This window comes from Sorangium aterium (genome assembly GCF_028368935.1).
GTDB classification, from domain to species: Bacteria; Myxococcota_A; Polyangia; order Polyangiales; family Polyangiaceae; genus Sorangium; species Sorangium atrum.
On the sequence record NZ_JAQNDK010000006.1, the window covers coordinates 787357 to 812477 of the forward strand.

The following is a 25121-nucleotide window of genomic DNA, read 5'->3' on the forward strand; positions in this document are numbered from 1 at the left end:
GCGTATCGCGTGGACGTCGTAGGAGGGGGCGTTACACGACGGGTACTTCAGATCGGCCCCGGTCCTGAATGGCCTCTAGTCACGACGGTAATGTCGACTCTCGACTCCACGCCGGCATTTCGACCGCTCGGACTCCGTTCACGCCGAGCCTGGTGTCATCGAGCGAACCGAGCTGGCGAGCCGGTGCGCCTGCCGGCCAGCCGAATCGCCCGACGTAGTGCATGAGTCGAGCCCTGGAGGAGAACGAATGTGTGGTCCTGCCGTTGCCTGCAATAACGCCGTGTCGTATTCAGGTGTGGGTAATGTTGTGCGGCGGGCGAGCTGATATCCCAGGTTTCGGCTTTTGAAATGCTCTGGGGTCAATGTGAGCTGGTCCTGCATCTATGCGGCCGCTGGCTCGCCCGCGTTAACGGTGACACCGTGGAACACGCGCATCCACCACGTTCCCGCAGGGAAAGTTACGCTGCGAACACCTGCGCGCCATTGATTGATCGAGTGTCGGTATGCGATGCGAAAGGCGTGAACGGCAGCGATGGCGGCGTTCTGTGCGTCTGCCTGTCTGCGGCCGACTGCGAATGTTGGATTGAGATCTCGAAGTGGCTCGATGCTCGTTGCTCGCTTGTAAGGAGAAATGTTCCTCGCGCGCGCAGCCCCCAGGAAGCCAAGCCTTTGTCGTTGCAGGGTAGTGCGAGCCTGTCTCTCGTGCAGATCGATCCTTTCGGTGATCTCGTGGCGAAATTTGTCAGCGTCGCAGTCGTTGATTGACGGCGGAAGTGTGATCGCAAGAGCTGCGTCGGTTGGCCATTCGTGGTTCCGTGGATTGAAGTATATTTCAGGTCTTTGGGCCCGCAGCACGCCGCGGCCGATGTCGCCGACGAGCACCTTGGCTCCTGGCCACTCATGCGCATGCCGTACGAGACCAGCAGCGACCGGATTTGCGAGTGTGTAAGCGATCTTCTCCACCAGAGCGTCCCGTGTTGCTAGCCGTACCACGCTGGTTGCTCGATGGTCCCACACCGGCCCTTCCCACGCGCGCAAGATCTTGGTCCCGAGAGCGACAAGCCGATGGAATCTCTGTAGAAATCGTGGGAGCTCGCCGTGCGTGTCTGTGACAACGATATGAATGTGCGTGGACATTACGCAGAGGGCGTGTATGAGGATACCATAGCGGTGGGCCGAGACAGCCAGGGTATAGATCACGAGCCGTGTGATCGCGGAGTCGGGGCGGAAGAGAAAGTGCCTTCGCAGTACACGGCGGGTGAGTAGATACGTAGCGCCGGGGACGATCGCACGAGGCTGGCTCATGTCCGACGGGTATGTCAAGCGCCGTGCCGGACTCGAAGTCCGCCGATTTTTGAAGATTTTGGTGATTGAAGCGGTGGCGGCCGCCATCCACTCCGCCACCTTCCGCCACCCAGTGGTCAGGTCGGGGGGGCAGGGCAGAGTGCAAAGGGCAGAGCGCAACGTAGCTCGGTAGACGTCGATTGCTCGAAGGCCATGGAGGCGATGCATCGTGGGCGGGCAACAAAACCAAACAAGAGCTCAACAGCTCTACAGGTGGACCCCGCCTCCTAGCGACACCCCCCACGTTGTTGCCCCTCGCTGCCCGGTCACCCCGGACGGCGCATCCAGGTTGACGGCAACCTGGGAGCGTACGAACACCGGCTCTAATTCCACATTCGCATATAAGGTTGCTGCCCACTGTGAGAAATCTCGCCCTGCGAGCGGCGCCGACTGTGCGAGCATCTGCACCCGCACTCCGGGTGTCAGCGGGCCCATCCGCAAGCCGGCGTGAGCGGCGGCCACGACCGCCAGCCGAGACGGATTGGCGTTTACGGAAACGAGCACGGCTGGATCCAGCTCAGCGCCAACGATCACCGGCATGGACAGCTCCGCCCGGCTGCGGAGCAACAGCGCGATCGGGATCGCGTTCGGTGCCCACATCCAGTAATCCGCGAACCCGCGCGCGGCCGTAGCTACGGCGTAATTGTATTCGACCTCCGTATTTTCCGGGATGGTGCCAGGGAACGTCGTCACCGGCGGTGCAACCCCGACCCCGGCATAGATCGAGCGGTTTCGCTCCTCGAGCAGCGCCGCCTGCACGGTCACGAACGGATTCCCGAACCGGAACGCCGAGCGCCGCGCCTCGCTCTCGATCCGAAACGTAGTCCAGGCCGAGGTGACGTCCGTGGTTGCGAGCAGCCAGCTGTTCAGGCGAACGCCCGCCGCCACCTGCGCCGCGACATGAATCGTATTCAGCGCCCGGTCCTGCGGCGAGGCCGTGAAGATACCGTACAGCGCAATATGGCCGCGGCCGCCAGATCGCACCGGAATGTCCCCCGTCGTCTGTGCCCAGCTCGGCGCCGCCCCCGCCAACGCAACCACGGTGACCGTGAGCCCGAGCCCGAACGCCCGCCTCCTCACTTCGTCCTCCGGAATTTCTGCACGCCGCGACCCCTCAGGCTGGTGACGTAGACGCTGCCGTCGTGCCCCACGGCGATCCCGTGCCCCCAATCGATCTCCCCGGGACCGTCCCCCGATGTGCTCCACCGGTCCACAATCTTCCCGTCGAGGCTCATCCGCAGCACATGCCCTCGGGGCCGCTCTGGATCCTGATCGCCTCCGTCTACGACGTAGACGTGCCGATCGGGTCCGAAGGCGATCGCCCACGGTCGCCCCAGCGCGGCGCTCTTCCACTGCGCCAGATAGTCGCCGTTCGCGCTGAAGACCTGAACACGCGCGTTCTCCCGGTCTGCCACGTAGACGCGCCCCTCGTCGTCGGTGACGATGCCGTGAGGCGTGTCGAGTTGTCCCCGCCCGAAGCCCTTCTCGCCCCACTCCATGACGAACTCGCCGTCCTTGGAGAAGCGCGCGATCCGCGCATGGTTGTAGCCGTCCGCCACATAGACGTCGCCGTCCAGGCCGAAGGCCACGTTGGTGGGCCGGTCGAACTGCTCCGGGCTCGCCGCGCACCCGATGCCTGCGAGCAATACGAGGATCCACACACCGATGCCCTTCATGGCGCCTCGCCGAGGGTCATGACCACATCCCCCTCCGCCGTCAGCTTGAACACCCGGTTCTGCTCGGAGTCCGTCACCCAGACGAAGTCGTTGCGATCCACCTCGATCCCGTGCGGATAGAAGAACAGCCCCTCTCCCCACGCGTCGAGCAGCTCGCCCGTCTCTGGATCGAAGACCAAGATCGTGGGTTCGCTGATCGGCGCGTCGTTCCCTGACGTGCGCCCGGCCGCATGGCTCACCAGCACGCGCCCCCGCGCGTCGACCGCCACGTCAAGCGCCGGGCCGAACACCATCCCGTCAGGGACACGCGGCCACCCGTCCGCCACCGCGTACGGCGGCGCTACAGGCGCGTCGTCCGCCGCCGGCGGTCGCGATGTGCACGCCCCCGCGAGCGTCAACCCTACCAGCCAGCGGCGGCCCCCGCGCTGCGCACAGGAGACCGACGTTGCGTTGCGAAGCAGCCATCCCATGACCAAGTATAACAATGTTATCCTGATGGCGTCAACGGGCGAGGCGCGGACGTGGCAAGATGGTGGGCATGGGTGTGATGAATGCCGATGAACCGGTGGAGCGCGTGTTCACGGCGCTCTGTGAGGGACGGTTGACGCGCGACGATCTGACGGCCCGCAAGATCGCCGCGTTCCTGGGCCAGACGACGATGGTGCTGTATCACCACTTCGGCTCGCTCGACGGATTCCTCATCCGCGTCGATGGCCTCGGGTGGCGGCGGCTCGCCGAGCGCCTCGACGCGCGGGCGCGCGGCGGCGCCGACGCGCGGTCGCTCGCCGTCGGTTACGTCGAGTTCGCGCTGTGCCATCCGGACCTGTACTGGCTGATGGCCGAGCGCCGCTTCGACCGCGCCCGCCTGCGCGAGCAGGGGCGCCTGCGGCTCGCGCGCCCTCTTTGGAGCTCATTCGTCGAGCTCTTGCGCCATCATGGCAGCAGGCGGCCGGAGGAGGATACCCACGTGCTCTTCGCGGGCCTCCATGGCATCGCGATGCTCGCACTGAGCGGGCGCTCCAACCTGGGTGAGGTTTCTTCCAAGATTCCTTCCAGCCCGGGTAGGGCCCCCCCTGGAGGCCCGGGTGGGACCCCATTCAACCCGGGTGAGGAACCGAACCTGGGTGAGGGGACCGCCACGGGTGAGGAACCGAACTTGGGTGAGGGGTCCACCGCCAACCCGGGTGAGGGCCTCGCCGCAGATTCGGAGGTGGCCTTCGCCGCGGCACGCCGTCTCGCGGACCTCGTCCTCCCCGTCCGTCCACCCGAGCCGACCGCCTCCCAGGCGGGCCACGACCGCGGCGGCCCAGGGCGCCGCGCCTGAGCCGTCCGCCCAGGCGCGTTCAGGCGCCAGAGCGCTCGCAGGACGCTCCGCGCGCGACGCACCGGCTCCTGGCGCACGGCTCGCCGGCGAGGAAGAAAGGGAAAGCGCGTCGGCGCGCGCCTTCGCGCCGGGCGCATACCTCGCGTGGCGCGGGGCTTGCGCTGGAATTGTGCGAGACCGAGACCGACCCCAGCACATCGCGCCCGTTCGCCGGCCAGGCCGCGCAATGTCGGGGAAATCGGCACGTCCTGCGAGCTCGCGGCATCTATCTGGGTTCGGAGGTGTTATGCGCGCGCGACGCACGGTCGCTTGGTTGCTCAGCGGGGGGCTCCTCACTGCCGGCGCCGGTTGTGGCAGCGACGAACCGGAGGCGCTCGGCTCGGCGCGGCTCGCGGCCGTCGCGAGCGCCGACCGCACCGTGCACGCGCCCGATGCGCTCGGCGCCCAGCACCAGGCCGCGATCGCCGCCAACGCGGACGCGAGCATCCTCGTCGCGACCTACACCGATCCGCGCGGCGCCCTCGCAGATCCGATCAGCCTGTCCGGCGTCGCGCGCTCCGCCGACGGCGGCAGATCGTTCGCCGAGGTCCTCGGCCCGAACGGCGTGGGCGCGCTGCCCTCGGCCGCCGGCGGGCGGGTGCTCGGCGCCCCCCGCGTCGTCCACGATCCGACCCGCGACGTGTTCGTCAGCTCCTCCACCTACGTCCGGCCCACCGACGGCCTCCAGGGCCTCTGCATCCATGGCTCGACCCCCGGCAGCACGGCCGGCTCCTCGTGGTCCGCACCGGTCGAGGTGGCTCCCGCGTTCGTCGCGGGGGAGAGCGCCGAGCAGGCCTCCATCGACGTCAACGCGGCGACCGGGCGCCTCTCCGTCACCTGGGTTCAGCGCGGCGGAGCGTCTCCGAGGATCCTCTACAGCCACTCCGACGATCTCGGCCACACCTGGTCGCCCGCGGCCACGATCGCCCAGGCGCCTGCAGGCGGCGATCTGGACGGGCCGAGCGCGCGCATCCTCCCCGGGGCGACCGACCGGGACTCGGTCGTCTACGCCGTCTTTCGCGCCATCGAGCCGGGGACCTCGCTGCGCAACATCGGTTGCCGCCGGTCCATCGACGGAGGCGTCACCTGGGAGCCGCTCACCCTCCTCGACGAGGCCAGCTACCCCGCGGAAGACCAGATCCTCGGCGTCGACCAAGGAAGGAGCGCCCCGTCGATCGACGTCGACCAGGCCACGCGGCAGGTCTACGTCGTCTATCAGCGGAGCGGCGCCCGCGGGACAGGGGACATCGCGCTGCGCTCCTTCACCGAGCAGTGCACCGCGGGCCCCGCCGTCCTCCTCAACAGCAATCCAGGGCGCGATCGGGCCCAGTTCTTCCCCTTCGTGGCCGTCGACCGAACGACCGGCACAGCGCACGTCGTCTACTACGACCAGGACGTCGAGAGCTCGGGCGACATGACCGAGATCGTCCACACCGCGTCGAGCGATCAAGGCGCCTCCTTCAGCCCCCCTGCGGCGATCTCGGACCACCCCTTTCACGCGGGCCACGGCAACGACGCCTCCCGGCAGAACCTCGGCGACCGCATCGGCGGCGTGGCGCTCGCCGGCGAGCTCTACAGCGTCTTCAGCATGACGGCCACCCCGCCGCGGTTCGACGAGGGGCAGCCGTCGTCGACATCCCTGATCGCGCCCAACGTCCACCTGGACGTCCTCGACGAGCTCGCGCGCGTCCCGCCGCTGCGCGCGGCCGGCACCCGGATCGCGGACACCGCGTGCGGCGCTCTCGCGAACGAGCGCATCGATCCCGGGGAGCTCGTCGACGTCGGCGTCTACCTGGAGAACTACCTCGCCAACCCGATCTCCGGCAGGACGACCGTCTCGCGGATCACCGCCACGCTGTCGACGGAGACGCCCTCCGTGACCATCGTGAGGGCGAGCGCGCTCTACCCCGATATCGAGCCCCTCCGCACCGTCGCGGGCGACGCGCCGTTCGTCCTCAAAACGGCCCGGGACTTCGTTCCGGGAACGCCGATCGACCTGACGCTCACGGTGAGCTCGGCTCAGGGTACGGTCGAGCTGCCGATCCAGCTCGAGACGGGCTCGCCGGGCGCCGCGGAGGTACTCCTCCGCGAGGATTTCAACGCCGGGAGCGCGCCCGCGCTGCCCTCCGGGTGGCAGTCGGTGCGCGCCGGCGGGTCGGCCTCCGCCTCGCCGTGGACGGTCGCGCAGACGCTGACGCCCGGAAACAACGCGGCATTTCACGACGAGGAGGCGGCGACGTCGCTCGTCGCGCTGGTGTCGCCCGCCGTGACCATCCCGGAGAGCTCCGGGAACTCCTACGTCACGCTCGACTTCGATCTCACCTACGAGCTGGAGGACGATCCGCAAAAGCTCATCCAGGCGTTCGACGGCCTGACGCTGCACGTGGAGGATCTCACGGCTGGCGCCGCGCCCCGGGCGGTCCTCGCGGAGGCGTTCGCCGAGCGGATCATCACCGGAGGGAGCCACCACTTCCCCAAGCACCTTCCAGCCCGCGACGACCCGGACTACCTCGAGGACAACGCGGTATGGTCCGGCAGCTCCAGCGGGAGCAAGCACGTATCGATCCGCTTCCCTGGCGCTGGGTTACGGGGGCGGACCGTGAGGCTCCGATTCGACTACACGCAGGACGACAGCCGGGTCTGCACGGATATCGGGCGCCCTGGGCCGTGCGGCGTCGCGGTCGATAACATCGCGCTCGCGGCGGTGCCGGTCGTGTCCGGCGCCTGCGGGGCGGACCTGGCCATCACCCAGGCGGCCGCGCCTGATCCTGTGTCGCCGGGCGCGCAGTTCACGGTGACGATCGACGTCGCCAACGAAGGGCCGGGCGACGCGAGCGACGTCGTGGTGTCGTCCGCGCTGCCCGCCGGGGCGAGCCTCGTCAGCGCCGCGGGGACCGGCTGGACGTGCGATCCGGCCGGCGAAGAGCTCGTGTGCCGGCGCGCCTCGCTCGCCGCACGGGAGAGCTCGTCGATCGCGGTCACCCTGGTCGCGCCCACGCTCGCGCCGCGCACGGTCAACGAGGAGATCGAGGGCACGGCGAAGGTGAGCTCCAGCGACTACGATCCGGCGCCGGAGAACAACGAGAGCGGCGTGCGCGTCGACGTCTCCGTGCCGGCGCGCCTGATCTGCTATCTCACGGTCCTCGGCGAGCGCATCCCCCGCGAGGATCTCGCCTATACGGCGCTCATCAGCAACACGGGGGGGCGCGTGCAGCACGACAACGCAGGGTTCGAGTTCGTTGACGTGCTCCCGCCCGAGCTCCTGCTGGAAGGCGCGTTCGCGGACAGCGGCGCGGTCTCGGCCGATCCCACCACCAACACGGTGGGCTGGGACGGCGAGGTCGAGCCGGGGGAGTGGGTGGTGCTCACGATCGAAGCGATCCTCCTTCCCCTGACCGATGGACTCGTCGTCACGAACCAGGGCACGCTGTTCTTCGACGCGGACTCGGACGGCGTCAACGAGTCGAGCGCGATGACCGACGAGCCCCTGTTCGCCGGCGCGGCCGATCCGACGGTGCTCATGGTGAGGCCCGCCATCTGCGGCGATGGCGAGCTCGGGCTAGGCGAGGAGTGCGACGACGGCAACCTGCGCAACGGGGATTGCTGCTCGGATCTGTGCACCGCCGAGCCGCCGACCACGATCTGCCGCATCGCGACCTCGCTGTGCGATCCAGGGGAGTATTGCGACGGCGCAGGGAGCTGCCCCGCGGACGTGAGCCTGCCGGACGGCGCCAGCTGCGATGATTTCGATGTTTGTAATGGCAGCGATGTCTGCTTCCAGGGACTTTGTCTGAGCGACCTCCCGCTCGACTGCGATGACGGGGATCCGACGACCACCGACGAGTGCCATCCCTTCTTCGGCTGCCGGAACACGCCGAGCGGCGCCACGGTGGGAGGGGTCGGAGGCGGAGACGACGGAGGAACTGCAGTCGGCGCAGGCGGCGGCGACGCGGGCGGCAGCGGAGCGGGCGGCAGCGGAGCGGGCGGCAGCGGAGCAGGCGGCAGCGGCGCAGGCGGCAGCGGCGCAGGCGGCGGCGTCGCGGGCGGTAACGGCGCAGGCGGCAGCGGTGCGGGCGGCGGCGGCGACGCCGGAGGACCGGCCGAGGGCGCTGGAGGCAGGAGCGACGGCGCCGGCGGCGATTGCTCCACCGATGCCGGCGGGGCGGGCGGCGCTGGGGTCGGTGGTGGTCGAGATGCGGCGGGTGGGGGTGGGGAAGGGGGAGGAGGCCAATCCGACGGAGGAGCGCCCCCGGGCCCATGCTGCTGTTTGAGCATCAGCTGCGCGTATACCGCCATGGGCGGTGAGACCGGGCACGCGCCAGGAGCGGCCCGTGCGCTCGCGCTGTGCGGCGTCCTCGTGGCGCTCGGCAGCGCGCGCCGCGCTCGCCGCCGTCGCTGCTGACGGCGGCGCCCGCGCGCCCCGCGATCACCTGTAGACGAAGACCCCCTTCAGGTCCTCGGTCTGCGAGATGGGCGTGCCGTCCTTCTTCGAGGTGGTCCTGAACTGGTAGATCATCCCGGGGATCAGCCCGGGACCGTCGTACTCGACAGAGACGCTCTCGCTCCCCGTCACCCTGGGCACCTCCAGGTTCTCCCAGATCTTCGCGCCGAGCGCGTCGAACAACCGCACCTCGTAGAGATCTTCGCTGGAGTCGTCCTCGAAGACGAACGTGGGTGTCCCGCTGACCTCCTCCAGCGCGCTCGCGCCGGGCGAGACCACGCCGATCGCGCCCGTCACCTTGAACGACTCCTGGACCATCAGGTCCTGGCCAGAGACCGTGATGCGCACGATCTCGGTCCCGCCGATCGACGTGTCAGGATCTCGCACGAGCGCATCGTCCTCGAACGCGGCGAGGACCACGTAATCGCCGTCGGGGACCCCGGCGATAGAGAACTCGCCGGTGACGTCGCCTTGCCGTAGCCCTCGCGGGGTCTCGCCGCGCGCGGTCGCCTCGTCAAAGGTATCGGCCACGACGAGGATGACCGAGGTCGCGCTCCCGCCTGGAGCATTCACGATCTCGACCTTGCCGCTCACCACCGCCGTGGCGTCTCCGGTCGCGTGAAGATCCACGCCCGTCGTCTCCTTGCCGGCGCTGACGGTCGCGCTCGCCGTGTCGAGCGCGAGGCCAGCGGCATAACCGTTCACCGTCACGTCGCCCGCAGCCACGTTGTAGATGGTGTAGCTGCCGTCGAGATCGGCCGCGCCGGTGGCGCCGCCCGCGACGAGCAGCGTCCCGCCGGGCTGGTCGGCGTGGACGACCCCGGAGATGGAACCGAGCCCCTCGCTGTCCGAGAGCGGCAACAGCGAGATCTCCGTCGCCGCCGACTCGATCGCGAGCGGTTTGCCCGCTGCGGTGGAGAGGTCGATGGGCAGCGCGACCCGCGGTGCCTTCGGGAACGTCTCGTAAGCCTGCGCGTCGGCGCGCAGCGTGATGTTGGCCTCGACCGGAGCGCCGCTCAGATCGCGCCGCGCGGGCACGACGAGCTCATAGGTCCCGTCGGCTCCGGTGACCGCCACCCGGGAGATCACCGCGTCGCTCGGGTCCCGGGCGAGCACGCGCGCGCCCGCGACGGCCTTGTCGTCGAGCGAGTCGTAGACGCGCCCCCTCAGGGTCACCGGCTCGAAGCAAGCGGGCTGGGCGCCCTCCACCTCCTCGCACACCTGCGGCGCGGCGCACCCTGTCTGTTCGGCCACCGAGCAGCTCTGCGGCTGACCCTCGTCGTCGCCGCCGCACCCCATCCCCATCAAGGCGCACAGCAATCCAACAGATATCGAGCGCATCACCATCGACTCGTCTCCTTTCAAATCTGTCTTGTCGCCGCAGGCAGAGCTCCTCGGCCCGTGAGCGGCCAGCGCCGCGGCCTGCGATCTCGTCGCCGCTTCAAGCAGGGGCAGTGAATCACGCAGGCGCAGCGGGCGCCGAGCAGGGCGAATACCAACCCCCCGGTTCTTCTATGTCTTTCGTGGTTCTATCCCTGTCCTCCAATCCAGGGAGAACCCGGGCCGGCGCTGGGCTAGTTCAGGATGACCTGGCAGCAGCCGGTGATACAGTAGTAGCCTGCGGCACATGGCGCCTGGCCGGCGAGCCCGCACGGCTGGACCCCGGTTACGCACTGGCCTTGGGGCTCGCCGGTGGGCCCGCCACCGCTGCCTGTCGCGTCTCCGCCGCCGCCTGTCGCGGCTCCGCCGCCTCCACCGCCGACGCCCGCTCCGCTGGTGCCGCTCTCGAAGCAGTCGTCTGGCAGCGTGTCCTTGCCAAGGCACAGCTCGCAGTGGCCGCACTCGTTCAGGCAAGCATCCACGGGCGTGCAGGGCTCGCAGCGGGTCGGGTCGGACTCGTGGCCGCGCGAGCAGGAGCCTTCGCCGGTGCCATCGGCGTCGGAGCCGAGCCAGACGTACTTGCCGCCGCCCGCCGGCAGCTCGCAGCAGCCGAAGCAGTCGCAGCCGTTCGGCGTGAGAGGACCGCAGATCGTATGGCAGGTATCGGACTGCTCGCCGTTGAGATCGCTGCAGCTCTTGCCCGCTGCGCCCGGCGTCGAGGCCCGGCTGTCATAGGCGCACATCGTCCCGTTGATCGACTCGGGGTGAAACCCGGGTGCGACCTCGTGCTCATCGCACTTGTGGTTCCAGTGGCAATCGTCGTTGCCGGAGCCGGAGTCCTGGTCGAAATAACAGTCGACGGTGCACGCCGGCCCCGCCTGGCCGGGGATCCCGCCGTAGTAGCTGCCCTCGGTGTTGTCGCACGGGCCGAGGCAGTCCGGGTCCTGCGCGTCGACGAGCCCGTCGCCATCGTTGTCGACGAGATCCCCGCACGCGTACGTCTTGCCCTGACACTCGACGATGCTCGTCGGTGCCGCAATGCCTCCGCCCGCAGCGCCGGTACCGGCCCCGCCGCCGCTCGCGCTTCCGCCGCCGCTCGCGCTTCCGCCGCCGCTCGCGCTGCCGCCGCCGCTCGCGCTGCCGCCGCCGCTCGCGGTGTCGCCTCCTCCCGCGCCGCCGGACGGGGCGGCGCCGTCAACGGTGCTGTCGCTACAGCCGGCGCTGAGGGTGAGTCCAAACAGGGCGGTCACCAACGAGAGAGGGAGAGAGAGAGCTAGGCGCATGGTGTCTCCAGAGGTGGCTCAGGCGCTCCCGCCCGCAGCGCGAGTTGCGGAGCGGGACTACCGGCGCGTTCATCCGGAGTAGTTCCGCCGCGGTCAGGTCACGGCTCAGAAAAATGACCGATCGCGAAAAAAACGCGGAGCCATCGTGAAGCCGGCGTGCGGTCGTGGGGTGACAACCCACGTTGTGCTCGCAGTTTCCTCTTCTCTTTCAGGTAGCCACCGAGCGGGCACGCTCGGCGTTCACATGGGGCCGCGTGGCCGCTGCGCGCCGGGACCGCGCGCAGCGGCGGTCACGCTGCGTGATCGCGCCGCCGGCGGGCGCCCAGGCCCAGCGCGCCGGCGAGGAGCGCCACGAGGCCGACGAGCGTACCGCCGCGCTCGCCTCGCTGCATCGCGCAGACCAGCCCGGATGAGACCTCCGGCTCCGTGGACCCGCCGCCGCTGCTACCCGCACCACCGCTGTCGTCGCAGGCGTCGCCGACCCCGTCGGCGTCGCCATCCCCCTGATCCGCGTTGGCCGTGAGCGGGCAGTTGTCGTCGCCGTCCGGGACGCCGTCGTTGTCGTCGTCCGCGTCATCGACGTCGCAGGCGTCGCCTTGATAGTCCTCGTCGCTGTCGGCCTGATCCGCGTTGGGCACGGAGGTGCAGTTGTCCTGCTCGTCCGGGACGCCGTCGTTGTCGTCGTCTTCCTCGCAGGCGTCGCCCTGACCGTCGCCGTCGCTGTCGGCCTGATCGGGGTTGTACTCCTCGTCGCAGTTGTCCGCCGCGTCGCTCAGGCCGTCTCCGTCCACGTCCTCGCAAGCGTTGCCCACGCCGTTGTCGTCGGCGTCCGTCTGATCGGGGTTCGGCACGTGCGGGCAGTTGTCCGTCTCGTCCGGTATGCCGTCGCGGTCGCCGTCGACGTCGGCCCCGAGGTCGCAGGCGTCGCCGCGGCGGTCGCCGTCGCCGTCGGTCTGATCCTGGTTGGGCACGTGCGGGCAGTTGTCCTCCGTGTCCACGACGCCGTCGTTGTCGTCGTCGTCCTCGCAGGCATCGCCGGTGCCGTCGCCGTCCGTATCTTCCTGGAACAGGTTGGACACGACAGCGCAGTTGTCCTCCACGTCGACCACGCCATCGTCGTCGCTGTCGGGATCGCAGGCGTCGCCGAGGCTGTCCCCGTCCGCGTTCTCCTGGCCAGGGTTCTGATCCGCAGGGCAGTTGTCCTCTGCGTTGCGCAGCCCGTCGCCGTCGGCGTCGATGTCGGGCTCGCAGAAGTCGCCGATGCCGTTGCCGTCGCTGTCCTCCTGGTTCGGATTGCGCGTGGCAGGGCAGTTGTCGCAGAGATCGCCGATCTTGTCGTCGTCTCTGTCCTGCTGGAGCGAGTTCGGGACGTCGCGGCAGTTGTCGACGTCGTTGTCGATGCCGTCGCCGTCGTCGTCACCGGCCTCACAGACGTCGCCGGTGCCGTCTCCATCGGAGTCCATCTGACTGGCGTTCGCCGTGAAAGGACAGTTGTCGTCGGCATCCAGGACACCGTCGTTGTCGTCATCGTCGTCGCAGGCGTCGCCGGTGCCGTCCTCCTCCGCATCCGACTGGTCCGGGTTCATCGCGACAGGGCAGTTGTCGCAAGCGTCGCCGACGCCGTCGGCGTCCGAATCCCGCTGATCCTGATTGGCGACGGACGAGCAGTCGTCGCACGCATCGCCGACCGCATCGCCGTCGGCATCCGCTTGATCCGGATTCTGGGTCTGCACGCAGTTGTCCTGGGAATCCACCACCCCATCCAGATCGGTATCGGGGTCCTCCGCCCACCCGGTGGCCGGCGGGATCAGCCCGAACAGGCCCGCCAAGAGCCCCACCGACAACCGTCGCCCGCGCGACCGCACGCCCCTCGTCCCCGCACGTTTCATCGCGCCTCCATCCTTCATGGCCTTCATGGCGACAGCTTGGTCACGAACACGTCCGTGCCCTCGCCTCCCTCGATCCGCTTCTCCCCGAACGTCACCTTCCCGGTGAACGCGCCGGTCACGTAGACCTGCCTGTCGCTGTCGATGGCCACGCTCGTCGCCCGGTCCGCGCCAGCGCCGCCGAAGCGGTGGCTCCACTGGTAGCCGCCGTCCGGATCGAGCTTGGCCACGAACACGTCGTCGTCTCCCGCGCTCGTCACCGAGCCGTCCGCCAGCGTCGTGTCTCCGCGGAACCCCCCCGCCACGACCACGTACCCCGCGCCGTCGACGAGGAGCTGACCCAGCGACGCGCCGTCCTCGCCGATCACCCGGCTATAGATGTGCTCGCCCTTCGAATCGAGCTTGGCCACGAACACCGCCGGGTGCTCTCCGGCCGTCCGAGGGCCCCCGCCGAGATCGATCGTCGCGCCGAACTCCCCGCCCACGATCACGTTGCCCGCCCCGTCCACCGCGACCGCCTTGGCCCGCTGCGGCCCCGCGTCGCCGAAGCGCTTGCTCCAGCGGTGCTTGCCGAGCGCGTCGAAGCTCGCCACGAACACATCGAAATCCCCGGCGCTCTCCAGGGGATCGCCGCCGAGATCGAGCGTGCCGGCGAAATCTCCGACCACGATCGCGTTGCCGCGCTCGTCCATCGCCACTGCGCGGGCCTGCTGATCGAAGCCGTCGCCGAACCGCTCGCTCCAGAGCGGCGCGCCGTCGGCGTCGAAGCTGGCCAGGAACACGTCGCTGCCCCCGGCGCTCTCGAGCCGGTCCTCGCCGACGTGCAGCGCGCCCGAGAAGCGCCCGGCCACGACGAGGCGCCCCGTCGCCGTCGTCGCCACGCTCGTCGCCGCCTGGAAGCCGATGCCCCCGAGCGGCTGCAGCCACAGCTCCTGCCCCTCCGCGTCGAGCCTCGCGACGTAGCCGTCTCGCCCGCCGGCGCTCGTCCGCGGCTCGCCGCCGAACTCCAGCGTGCCGGAGAACTCCCCCGCGACCAGGAGGCCCTCGTTCCCGTCCGGCACGAGCGAGTTCACCGTCTGCGGATCGAACGCACCGAAGCGCTTCAGCCCGAGCCCCGACCCGTCGCTCGCCGAGAGCCGCGCCCAGAAGACGTTCTCCTCGCCGATCGGGGTCACGCTCTCGTCGTCGAGGGCCACGTCCTCCGCCTTCGTGAGCCTGCCGAGGAGCGCCGCGGTGCGGTCGTCGGCGACGGCCACGTTCGCCCCTGCACGCTCTCCGTCGCCCCCGAGCGCGCGCGCCCACTGCACCTCGCCGCCCGACTGCGGCGCGCCGCCGCCCTCGCCGCCGGCCCCCGCGGGGGTCGACAGGCTGAGCTCGGGAGCGCAGCCGAGCGCCGCAGCGCCGAGCGCCGCAGCGCCGACCATCACGACGCCGAGCGCCGCGCCGGCTGTCGTTGCCGGGTAGAACCACCGCACCCTCATCAGAACACCCCCTGCCACACCACGCCTTGCGCCGTGGGCGTCGCGATCGGCACGAGCGACGACGCCCGCTCGCCGCCCACCCTGGGCCGCAGGAGGATGCCGCCCAGCGCCGCGCCCACGCCGGCGATGCCGACCGCGCCAAGGGTCACCGAAAGCCCCAGGCTGCGGTTCCACCGCGCTCGGAGCGCCTCCATGCTCTCGAAGTCGTGGACGGTCCGGTCGCATACGGCTCCGGGGCACTCCTCCTCGACCCGAGCCCGCGCGGCCATGTGGTCGACAGCAAACACCGCGCTCCCCGCGAGCGCCGCGAGCCCCACGCCGCCCGCCGTCCATGCCCACAGCGGTACCGGCGCGCGGGGCTCCGCCGGCGCATCCGCGGGCGGCGGCTGCCCTCCGCCCACGTTTGCGCCCATGCTCCCACCTGCGGCCGCGCCTGCCTTCGGCTCGGTCGAAGGCCCTGGCACGAGGCGGATGCGGACCTCCACCGGCGCGCGCTCCGCCTGCTTCAGCGTGACCTCGCGCCGCCCCGTCTGGAAGCCCGGCGCCGTCACCACCACCTCGTGGCGACCGGGGTTGAGCTTGCGCGGGTAGGGGAGCGCCGCGCGGGGGATCGGCTGGCCGTCCACGCGCGCCTCGATCTGGTCCAGCGCCGCGCCCTCGACCCGCAGCTGGAGCGACGGGATGCGCGCCTCGAGCTGCTCGACCATCGTCGCGGCGGCCGCCCGCGCCTGCGTGAACACCGGAGGCTCGTCGCTCCCGAGGGGCAGGTGGACGACCTCGTACGCCGTCTCCCGGGCCTCGATCAGGCGACCGAGCGCCTCGTCGGCGCGCGCGAGATCGAGCCCCGTCGTGGGGGCACGCACGAGCGCATGGGCCGCCTGGAAATCCTCGCGGGCGCCGGCGACGTCCCCCGCGTCGCGCTTCTTGCGCCCCTCGATGAGGAGCGTCCGCGCGGTCTGACGATCCGCCGCCGAGGGCTCGGCCCGCGCCGGAAGCGCCCCGGCGACCGAGAGGACAGCCAGGGCTATGCCTGCGGCGCGGGAGGCACGGGGGCGCAACAATTTCATCTCATCACCAAGCCGCCCGGGACTGTCCCGGACTACTCGATCATGATCGCACGCCGCTCGCGCGGGGGTCAACTACGCCAGCGCGCGCGCATCGTGCTCATGGGCCCATGGCGCGCGCATCGCGTATGGCGTCGATCACGTCGATCACGTCCATCCACATCCATTGCGCTCACCGGTTGTTGGCGTTCGCGACTCGCTCCGTTCACGTGGCCGGGCGACTCTGCGGCAGCGGCACGGTGGGCGTCGGGCCGGCGACCCCCTCCCGCTCCTTCGGCGGCGAGATGGATCCTCCTGCGCTGAGGGGCGCCTCGCTCGGCGCGATCGGCGCGAGATCGGCCGTCGCCGGGCCTCGAAGGACGCGGCCCACGGCGTCGAAGCGGGCGCCGTGACAGCGGCAGTCCCAGCTGCGCTCCGCGGAGTTCCACGAGACCACGCCGCCGAGGTGCGTACACATCGCCGACATCTCGTGGAGCTGCCCTTGCGGATCCCGGTAGACGGCGAGCTTCTTCAGGCCCCTGCGCACGACGGCGCCGGCGCCGGGCGCGATCTGCGCCACGTCATCGACATCGCCCTTGCCGAACCATGAGGCGTACTGGCACGCGACATTGAGGTTTTCCTTCGCGTACTCGGAGACGGCGGCCAGGCTCAGGTTGACGCGGGTGGGATCGAAGAGCGACGCCATCCGGCTCTCGCGGCCCTGCACGAGATCCGAGATCACGAGGCCTGCGATCGTCCCGTGCGTCATGCCGTTGCCACAGTCGCCGGTGGCGATGAGGATCCTCGAGCCCTTCTTGACGCGACCGATGTACGCGAGGCCGTCGACCGTCTCCATCACCTCGCCGGACCAGCGGTGCAGCACCTCGCCGGCCTGCGTGAAGCGCTCTCTCGCCCACGCCTCGAGCCGCGCGTGGCGCTGGTCCGCGTCGCTGGCCTGTCCGGTCTTGTGGTCCTCTCCTCCCACGAGGAGCACCTCGTCCGGGCCGTCCGCGCCGTTGATGTTGGCGAGGCGGACGTAATGGAACGGTTCGGCCGTATCCCAGTAGAGCCCCGGCGGGACGGCGCCCCGGGGGATGCGCAGGCCGACGACGTAGGTCCGGTAACCGGCTTGCTTCAGGTGCACGGCGATGCGCGGAATGAAGGGGGAGTTCGTGGCGAGCACGGCCTCGCCGGCGATCACCCGGTGCCCGCGGGCCGTCCTGACGACGACCTCGTGAGGCACGGCGCCCTCGTCGACGTCGACCACGTGCGCGAGCGTGTAGAGCTTGCCCCCGTCGCGCTCGATCGCCCGCGCGAGCCCCGCGAGGTACCTGCGAATATGAAACTGCGCTTGATCGGGGAAGCGGACCGCGGGCCCCGTATCGAAATCGAGCAGCGGCGCGCGGTCGACGTAATGAGTGGAGCCGAGCCCGGCGCGCTGCGCGGCCTCGAGCTCGTCCCGGAGGGTGGCCGGGGGCGACCCCGGGGCCGCGAAGAGATAGCCGTGGACGCGCCGGAAGTCACAGTCGATCTTCTCTTCCGCGACGATCCGCTCGATCGTCTCGATGGCCGTCGTGTGGCTCCTTGCCGCGAGGCGCAGGCGGCTCCTGCTGTGGAGCTTCGTGAGCGAGGCCCAGCGCCGATCGAGCGCGTGCGTGATGTGCGCGGTGGTGAGCCCCGATTCGCCCCCGCCGACGGCGCCGTTGTCGAGGACGACGACGCTCTTGCCGGCCTTCGCGAGGAGATATGCCGTCGTCAGCCCGGCGATCCCCGCGCCGACGACGCACACGTCCGCCTCGTGGTCGGTCGCGAGGGGGGTCATCGGAGGGATGACGGCGTGGGTCCAGGCGGTGTTCTTATCGTAGGCTCGCTCTGTCATAGGCGCTCCGCGTCTGGACGCCGAGGGCTTTGGCCCGGCGCTTCGTCTCGGTGATCGGTCGTGTGGTCCGCTGCCCGGGAGGCGTGATGATCTGCGGCACCGGACGCCGCGGACACGGCCTCCATGGCCGCCGCGCCGCCGGCGCGCGCGGGGGGACGCGCGCCGGCGGCGCTCTTCGTTCGCGCGCGAATGCGCGCTCGGGCGAGCTCGTCAGGCCCCTTTCGCCACGCCGGCCTCCCGCGCGCCGACGCTTGCCCGCGCGGCGCTTATCGCCGCTGCGCGCGAAGAGCGCGAGCGCAAAGAGAGTCGTGGCGCTCCGGAGCCAAGCTACCCACATTGCTCGCGGGACAATGCAGATCGCGTACCGCGCCCACCGCCGCCCGGCGCGGCACGTATGTCGGAGGTGCCGCGGGGCTCACGGTGAGGCATTCTGCCACGATGAGGCGAACCTGCGGCGCGCAGCGTGCGTCCGAGCCCATCGCGGGCAGCGTGCAAGAGAACGGTTGGTCAGCGGGGGCGCCGCCCAGGCGAGGCGCGCCGGTCAGGCGGGACGCGTCGTACCGGCAGATCCACGGGTAGCCGCTCGTTGCCACGAATTCGCCGCGACAGCTGCTTGATTCGATCCGCGCGCACGCGTACTTGACGTCCACGACACAGCAGATTGAGGACGTTCGACAGCCTACGGCGAGGGGGGGCCGGACCAGCCTTGGCTCCGCCGAGCGCCCGTGGCTCGGGCTCTTCGTCGGGATATGGAGGATTGATGAAAGCGCACTTGGTGACGAAAGTGGCTCGGATTGCTCTTCTGACGGGCATGGGACTTCCCCTGGGCTGCGACGGCTGCGACTCGGAGCCCGAGGACGGCGCCACCTCGTCGGCGAGCGGCGTCGGGGGCGCCGGCGGGCAAGGCGGCGAAGGCGGCGTCGGCGGGCAGGGCGGGGCCGGAGCCGGCGGCGGGCAAGGCGGTGAAGGCGGCGCCGGCGGCAGCGGTGGAGTCGGAGGCGCCGGCGGGCAAGGGGGCGAAGCGGGCGCCGGCGGCAGCGGTGGAGTCGGAGGCGCCGGCGGCAGCGGTGGAGTGGGAGGCGCCGGCGGGCAAGGTGGCGAAGCGGGCGCGGGCGCATCAGGTGGAGTGGGGGGCGCAGGAAGCGGCGGCGGCGCGGGCGGAAGTGGTGGCGGCGAGCCTCCGGCGTTCCTCGGAGATGCCCTGTGGGGGCGCGGCGCCGGCGATGCCAAGAACGAGCGAATCGAGGCGATCGCTGCAGATCCGCACGAGAACGTCGTCCTGGTCGGCGGCTTCGAGACTTCGATCAACTTCGGCGGTGAGGCGGACGCCCTCGTGAGCGAGGGTGATCTCGACCTCTTCGTCGTGAAGCTCGACGCAGCGGGGGGCCACGTCTGGAGCAGGCGTTTCGGCGACAAGTCCGAGCAGGTTGCGTTCGCGGTGGCCACGGATTCGATCGGCAACGTCGTCGTCGCCGGGGAGTTCGAGGGAACCCTCAACTTCGGCGCGGACCCGAGCACGGCGCTCGTGAGCGCCGGTGGGAAGGACCTCTTCGTTGCCAAGCTCGACGCCGACGGCAACCACGTCTTCAGCAAGCGCTTTGGCGGCGAGCTCGACCAGGGCGCCACGGCCGTGGCCGTCACCGAGGCGGGCGAGATCGTCGTCCTCGGCATGGTCGACGGCAGCATCAATTTCAGCGAGGATCCCGGGACCGCGCTCGAGGGGAGCGGCAGTCCCAACGTCGTCGTCGCGAAGCTCGACCCGAGCGGCGGCCACCTCTGGAGCCGGCGATTCGGGTCCGCGGAGAGCTGGCAGCGCTTCCGCAGCGTCGCGGTCGGCGAGTCGGCCCTCTACGCGGCCGGCGCGTTCGGCGGAAAGCTCGAGATCGACGGCCACGCCGTGGAGAGCGCCGTCGACGGCTCGCGCGACGGCGAGCCGATCTACGGCATCGATGGGCTCGTTCTGCGGTTCGATCTCGCATCGGGCGGCCTCGCCTGGGCTCGGTCGCTCGGCGCCGCCGGCGAGCAGTTCGCCAAGTTCGTCACCCTCGGGCTCGACGGCCATCCGGTCGTCCTCGGCAACTACAGCGCTCCGTTCCGCGTCGGGTCCACGGACATCGAGCAGGCTCCGGTCGGGGAGTACGACCTCTACCTGGCCCGGCTCGACGCAGGGACGGGTGCGCCGCTCGCCGCCCGCGGGCTTCCCTCCGCGGGCGACGAGTTCGTCTGGGGCTTCTCGCAGGATCCCTGGGGCAACCACGTGCTGAGCGGTTACTTCACGGAGGCGCTCGAGCTCGGCGGGGCGCCGGTCGAGATCGAGCCGCCCGAGTCGGGCGATGCGTTCGTCGCGAAGCTCAGCCAGGACTTCTCCGAGGAGCTCTGGTCCGACGTCTACCGCGATGGGGTCTTCTGCTTCGCCACGGCCCAGGCCGTCACCGGCAGCGGGAACACCGTCGCCGCCGGCCTCTTCCACGGCGCGCGGATCGAGCTCGGCGGAGGCCTCCCCGCCATCGAGCACAGCGCGCCTGCGGGCGACCGAAGCAACGCCGACGTCTTCCTCGTCACCCTGTCGCCGTGACGGCAGATCGGGCGCGGAGGGATCCCCGCGCGCCCGATCACCGACGCTGGTGTGCCGCCGCGCCGCTCAGTTGGCTTCGTTGCGCTGCTGGTCGGCGCGCTGCGCGGTGCTGCTGCCCTGCTCGCCCTCGCGCTCGCCCTCACCCGGCGCGCCGCTCGGTCCGTCGCTGCGCGACTCGCCGCCCTTGCGCCCGATCTGCGCCATGTGTCCGCGGTTCTGGCTCACGGCCGCGCCGCCTTTGCGGCCGATCGCGGCCATGTGCTCGCGATTCTGGCTCACGCTCGCGCCGCCCTTGCGGCCGGCTGCGCGGGCCTCCTCGGAGCTGAACTCGTGGGCCGTGCCCTTCTCGTGCGCGGCCTTGCCGCCCATGCTCGCGATCGCGCGTTGCTGCTTCTGGTCCATCGCCGCGAACCCACGACTGCTGCTCTGACCGTGTTGCTGTGCCATGAGTCGTCTCCTTGGTGTCTGGGCGCATCGCTTCAGCCCCCGCACGGGCGACCCAGGCGTGGTGCCCTGTGGGATCGTCGCTGAGCGATGTCGGCTCCTCGGGGGGACTGCAACGTGAGTGCCATGAAGAGGGATCCATGGACACTCGACGTCACCGGCGCGGATCCAAGGGCCATCCGTGGATTCTCGTGAGAGCTCGGGAGCGTCCAGGGTGCGCTCCAGCCGGGCGAGGTGACGGCGATGCTCCGCGCGCACCCGGGGGAGGACGCGGTTTCTGCGCCGACGTGCGCCGCGCCCATTGCATCGCGTTGCGTCCAGCGCTGCTCAGCCCGGCCGAGACCGGCGTTCCAGCGGACGGCCCGCCGCGCGGCAGACTGCCCCACGGGTCGTGAGCGGGCGGGCCATCGCGCCTCGTCCTCGGCGCGCGGTCGAGATGACGCGCTCTCTCGTGTGGACGACTCGGGCGCTCGCGACGTCGCCGACGTCACGGCCGCCGGGCCGCCGCGAGGATCGAGCTCCGGTGTCCAGAGCGCTTGACGGCGCGAGTTCTCGAGCACCATCGCCGACCCCGGCGTCGCGGGCGCAGCCGTCGCGCAGAGCCGGAGGTGACGCCGCCGCGCAGATTCTGCGCGTCAGCGAGCCCTGCAGCGCAACCTGGGACGCGACGGCGGCATCGTGGCGACGCGTAGACGCTGCGCCGCTGCGTCGCCGCGTTCGCACGCGAGCGGCCCGCCGAGGCGGCGGTGGGCTGTCGCCCAGGCGCCGCGCCGGGGGCGCGGAGGCTCCTGCCGCCGTCGAGCGGCGCGAGGCGGGCCGTCAAAAACTCGACATCCGCGTGGCCCCCGAGTTGCTCCGCCTGTTGCCTCCCGGTCGCTGGAGCGTCACCGATGTCACGGTGACGCCACGCGCGAACACGTGATAGAGAGCGGCCCGGCGTCAGCAGCCCATGCGCACCATGCCATCCCTGGAACGTCCCCGAATGCAAGAGAGGCTCACAACGGACTGTGACGAGGTCGCCGGCTCCGGCGGGCTGGTCGACGTCGAGCGCGAAGGCGCGCTGTTGAAGGACGCTCTACGCGGCCTGGTCGGCGTGTTCGCTCTCCACGACGTGATCCTCATCGGCTATCTCGTCTTGACGACGATGTTCCTGCTCGGGGCGCCGCCGACGGAGCTGCGAGCGCAGTCCATGAACCGCAATCTCGCGGGCATCGCCGCCCTGGTGTCCGTCTGTTTGCTCGTTCGTCGCGCCACGTTCCTGGCGCCGCTGCTCCGGAGCGTGCTTTACCGACTCTCGCTCGTCGGCGCCTTCCTCCTCAACTACCTGTCGCTCCGGACCCTTCTGCCGGCGGTCCGGAGCGATAGCGTCGACGCGGAGCTCCTCCACCTCGACCTCCTCCTCTTCCACGTCGAGCCAGCCCTCTGGATGGAGCGCTTCAACACGCGCCCGATCGTGGAGTGGTTCTCCTTCTTCTATTTCAGCTACTTCTTGATCTGTTTCCTCTCGATGGTGCTGGCGGTCTGGGTCGCCCGCCCCGGCCGGGGGACGACGGAGTACGCGGTCGGCTCCACGCTCGTCTACTGTGTTGGCCAGCTCGGCTACATGGCGGTCCCTGCGTACGGCCCGATCAAGGCGCTGAGCCACCTCTACCAGGGGCCGCTGGACGGCGGCTTCTTCTGGGGCTGCGTGAGCAGCGTCGTGCAGGCCGGCGGCGCGATGAAGGACGTCTTTCCCTCCTTGCACACCGCCGCGCCGCTCTGGTTCGCCCTCTATACGTTCCACCGCGCGCGCACCGACCGGCGCCTCTTCTGGCTTGCCGTGGTGGCCGCGTTCTTCTCCATGAACATCATCGTCTCCACCATGCTCCTCCGCTGGCACTACGCGGTCGACGTGGTCGCCGGCGTCGTCCTGGCCGTTGGCACGGCGTGGCTCACGCCGCGGCTAGTCCGCTGGGAAGAGGGCCTCCGCGCCCGCCTGGGTCAGCCGCAGCCGTGGAGCTTCCGGTAAGCGCGCCTCTCCGGCCCTGGCGCGCTCCTGCCCCGCGCGCCTTCGAGCCGGGGGAGCAGGTCTCAATGAGCCGGCCCCGGCCTGAGCTCGGTGAGCACGAGCAGGGCGCCGGCAGCGGGCTGGGCGACAGCTTGGCGCAGGGGCTCTCCGGGCCAGGAAAGGCGATGAAGCGGCGGGTGGCAGACTCGCCCCACGTCATCGAGCGTGGGTGCCGCTCAGCCCCGTGACGCCCGCCGCGGGGCTGCCGTCGTCCAACGTGACCTTCTGGCGGCCGCTCAGGCGAGCGGTGCCTCCCACGCTTTCAGCGGAGTACCCAGCGGGAGCTCGTCGGCGCGGTCAGCCGCCGGCTGGAGCCGCGGTGCTTCGTGCACGCGGACCGTCGGCGCCTCCATCGCCGCAGGCTCCTCGGCGGCGCTCACCGGCAGAAATCCGTCCGACTGTTTGCTCCAGAGCCGCTTGTAGGCCCCGTTTCGCGCGAGCAGCTCGGCGTGGGTGCCGTCCTCGATGATCCGGCCGTTCTCGAACACCAGGATGCGGTCGAGGTGGACCACCGTCGAGAGGCGATGGGCGACGACGAGCACCGTCTTCTCCTTCATGACGTCGTCCAGCGTGTCCTGGATGGCCTGCTCGGTGATCGAGTCGAGGCTCGAGGTCGCCTCGTCGAGGAGGAGGATCGGCGCGTCCTTCAGGATGACCCGCGCGATGGCGATGCGCTGGCGCTGGCCGCCCGAGAGCTTGACGCCGCGCTCGCCGACCATGGAGTGATACTGCTCCTTCATCTGCATGATGAACTCGTGCGCGTGCGCCTTCCGCGCGGCCTCGACCACCTCTGCGTCGGTCGCGTTCAGCCGGCCATAGCGGATGTTCTCGAGGAGCGTCCTGTGGAAGAGGCTCGGGTCCTGCGGGATCAGGCTGAGCTGCGCGTGCAGCGCGTCCTGCGTCATGTCGCGGATGTCCACGCCGTCGATCAGGATGTGACCGGAGTCGATGTCGTAGAGACGCAGGATGAGGCTGACGAAGGTGGATTTGCCGGAGCCGGAGAAGCCGACGAGCCCGACGCGCTGGCCGCGCGGGATCGTCACGTTGAGGCCCTCGAAGATCGGCCGATCGGGCGTGTACCCGAAGGTCACGTCCCGGAGCTCGATCCGGCCGCGCTCGACCGTCGGGGCGACGGCCTCGGGGCGGTCGACGAGCTCATGGGAGCGGACGATGGTGTTCACCCCGTTCGCGACGTTGCCGACGAACTCGAAGAACTCGAGGAAGCGGCGGCTGAGGTTGCGCGCCTCGTTGATGATGAGGAGCGACAGGCTCGTCGCCATGACGAACTCGGCGACGCCGATGTCGCCGCGCTCCCAGAGCCTGAGCGATTGGTAGAGCGTCCCCACCTTGAGCAGCGCGGCGGAGGCGAACTGGAACCAGCGCACGCGCTCGGAGTACCAGTTCGATCGGCGCACCGCGCGGAGCTCCTGCTTGAGCTGCTCGTCGAGGTACGCGCGCTCGAAGCCGAACCGGGCGAAGAGCCGCGCGCTCGTGAGGTTCGTGACCGAGTCGACGAGCTTGCCTGTGGTCTCGCTCCGCGCCGACGCGGCGCGCACCGCGTGGGGCTGGCACCGGGTCGCGAGCCAGTAGGAGATGCCGACGAACAGCACCGCCCAGGCCGAGACGACCGCGGCGAGCGCCGGGTGAGCGCGGTAGAGCAGCCCGATCGAGACCGAGAAGACGATGGCGATGGGCCAGAAATCGAAGAGGATGGCCCACAGGGTCTGCGAGACCCCCATCGACGTCTCGCTGATCCGGTGGGCGAGCGCTCCGGCGAAGTTGTTGCTGAAGTAACGATGGGAGTGATGCTGGAGGTACGCGTACAGATTGCGGGTCACGTTCTGGCGCTGCCACGGCCCGACGAGGATCTGGCAGAGGCCGGCGATCCGGCTGAACAGGAACTCGCCGGCGATGAGCGCGACGAACAGCGTCAGCGCGTCGCGCAGCCGTCCGCTCAGCACGGCCCGGCCAGCGCCCGACGCCTGCGTGACCCCCTGGATGACCTGCCCGATGGCGTACGGGATCATGATGCCGCACGAGGCGTGGGCCGACTCGAACACGAACATCGCCAGGTACCAGGCACGGTAACGACCGACGAAGTGAACGATGAAGCGGAAGGGCGTGTCCGGGAGCACCGGAGCGCCGGGGGCGCGCTGAAGAGATGTCTTGGGTTCCACCGAGTTGTCCTGGGCGCCCAGCGCGCCCTCATGAGCTGACGGTCACTGAGCGCTCCGCCCTCCGCCCTCCGTCCTCCATCCTCCGTCCTCAAAATGCACTAA

At 70.2% G+C, this 25121-nt stretch carries 16 protein-coding genes; 4 read left to right on the plus strand and 12 right to left on the minus strand.

Annotated elements, in window-relative coordinates; translation table 11 throughout:
* Window positions 1-381: 381 nt before the first annotated feature.
* The 4 genes from POL72_RS47030 to POL72_RS47045 all read right to left on the minus strand — a co-directional run bounded on the left by POL72_RS47030 (window position 382) and on the right by POL72_RS47045 (window position 3490).
* The gene (locus POL72_RS47030) at window positions 382-1305 is read right to left on the minus strand and encodes a transposase (RefSeq protein WP_272103878.1); all 924 of its coding nucleotides are present in this window, start codon (window positions 1303-1305) and stop codon (window positions 382-384) included.
* 246 nt (window positions 1306-1551) lie between these two features.
* Window positions 1552-2424: a hypothetical protein gene (locus POL72_RS47035; protein WP_272103581.1), complete on the minus strand. Its 873-nt coding sequence runs from the start codon at window positions 2422-2424 to the stop codon at window positions 1552-1554.
* On the minus strand, window positions 2421-3020 hold the full coding sequence (locus tag POL72_RS47040) for an NHL repeat-containing protein (protein ID WP_272103583.1): 600 nt from the start codon (window positions 3018-3020) through the stop codon (window positions 2421-2423). Before POL72_RS47040 ends, POL72_RS47035 begins: the two co-directional genes overlap by 4 nt.
* Window positions 3017-3490: an NHL repeat-containing protein gene (locus tag POL72_RS47045; protein ID WP_272103584.1), complete on the minus strand. Its 474-nt coding sequence runs from the start codon at window positions 3488-3490 to the stop codon at window positions 3017-3019. The genes POL72_RS47040 and POL72_RS47045 overlap by 4 nt, the downstream gene beginning before the upstream one ends.
* A gap of 68 nt (window positions 3491-3558) precedes the next feature.
* On the opposite strand from POL72_RS47045, the gene POL72_RS47050 reads away from it, so the two are divergent.
* The gene (locus POL72_RS47050; protein ID WP_272103586.1) at window positions 3559-4344 is read left to right on the plus strand and encodes a TetR/AcrR family transcriptional regulator; all 786 of its coding nucleotides are present in this window, start codon (window positions 3559-3561) and stop codon (window positions 4342-4344) included.
* A 286-nt stretch (window positions 4345-4630) separates the two neighbouring features.
* Window positions 4631-8785 carry a hypothetical protein gene (locus POL72_RS47055; RefSeq protein WP_272103588.1) on the plus strand — a complete coding sequence of 1385 codons (4155 nt, stop codon included), beginning with the start codon at window positions 4631-4633 and terminating at the stop codon, window positions 8783-8785.
* 24 nt (window positions 8786-8809) lie between these two features.
* Here POL72_RS47055 and POL72_RS47060 read toward each other — a convergent pair whose 3' ends face one another.
* The 6 genes from POL72_RS47060 to POL72_RS47085 form a co-directional block, all read right to left on the minus strand.
* The gene (locus POL72_RS47060; RefSeq protein ID WP_272103590.1) at window positions 8810-10171 is read right to left on the minus strand and encodes a peptidase associated/transthyretin-like domain-containing protein; all 1362 of its coding nucleotides are present in this window, start codon (window positions 10169-10171) and stop codon (window positions 8810-8812) included.
* Between the two features lie 227 nt (window positions 10172-10398).
* Window positions 10399-11487, minus strand: a complete 1089-nt coding sequence (locus POL72_RS47065) for a hypothetical protein (protein WP_272103592.1) — start codon at window positions 11485-11487, stop codon at window positions 10399-10401.
* 290 nt (window positions 11488-11777) lie between these two features.
* Window positions 11778-13376, minus strand: coding sequence for a thrombospondin type 3 repeat-containing protein (locus POL72_RS47070; RefSeq protein WP_272103593.1), 1599 nt, complete (start codon window positions 13374-13376; stop codon window positions 11778-11780).
* Between the two features lie 23 nt (window positions 13377-13399).
* Window positions 13400-14854, minus strand: a complete 1455-nt coding sequence (locus tag POL72_RS47075) for an SBBP repeat-containing protein (protein WP_272103595.1) — start codon at window positions 14852-14854, stop codon at window positions 13400-13402.
* Window positions 14854-15921 (minus strand): peptidase associated/transthyretin-like domain-containing protein, encoded by a 1068-nt coding sequence (locus POL72_RS47080; RefSeq protein WP_272103597.1) that lies wholly within the window; start codon window positions 15919-15921, stop codon window positions 14854-14856. The genes POL72_RS47075 and POL72_RS47080 overlap by 1 nt, the downstream gene beginning before the upstream one ends.
* 202 nt (window positions 15922-16123) lie before the next feature.
* Window positions 16124-17776 (minus strand): FAD-dependent oxidoreductase, encoded by a 1653-nt coding sequence (locus tag POL72_RS47085; RefSeq protein ID WP_272103599.1) that lies wholly within the window; start codon window positions 17774-17776, stop codon window positions 16124-16126.
* A gap of 811 nt (window positions 17777-18587) precedes the next feature.
* Between POL72_RS47085 and POL72_RS47090 the strand changes: the two genes are divergently transcribed.
* Window positions 18588-20351 (plus strand): PE-PGRS family protein, encoded by a 1764-nt coding sequence (locus POL72_RS47090; protein WP_272103600.1) that lies wholly within the window; start codon window positions 18588-18590, stop codon window positions 20349-20351.
* A 66-nt stretch (window positions 20352-20417) separates the two neighbouring features.
* Here the strand turns inward: POL72_RS47090 and POL72_RS47095 are convergent, their stop codons facing one another.
* Entirely contained in the window at window positions 20418-20798 is a 381-nt protein-coding gene (locus POL72_RS47095) for a KGG domain-containing protein (RefSeq protein ID WP_272103602.1), read from the minus strand.
* Between the two features lie 979 nt (window positions 20799-21777).
* On the opposite strand from POL72_RS47095, the gene POL72_RS47100 reads away from it, so the two are divergent.
* Window positions 21778-22803: a phosphatase PAP2 family protein gene (locus tag POL72_RS47100; protein ID WP_272103603.1), complete on the plus strand. Its 1026-nt coding sequence runs from the start codon at window positions 21778-21780 to the stop codon at window positions 22801-22803.
* A gap of 275 nt (window positions 22804-23078) precedes the next feature.
* On the opposite strand, the gene POL72_RS47105 is transcribed toward POL72_RS47100, so the two are convergent.
* Window positions 23079-25019, minus strand: coding sequence for an ABC transporter ATP-binding protein (locus tag POL72_RS47105; RefSeq protein WP_272103604.1), 1941 nt, complete (start codon window positions 25017-25019; stop codon window positions 23079-23081).
* Between the last annotated feature and the right edge of the window lie 102 nt (window positions 25020-25121).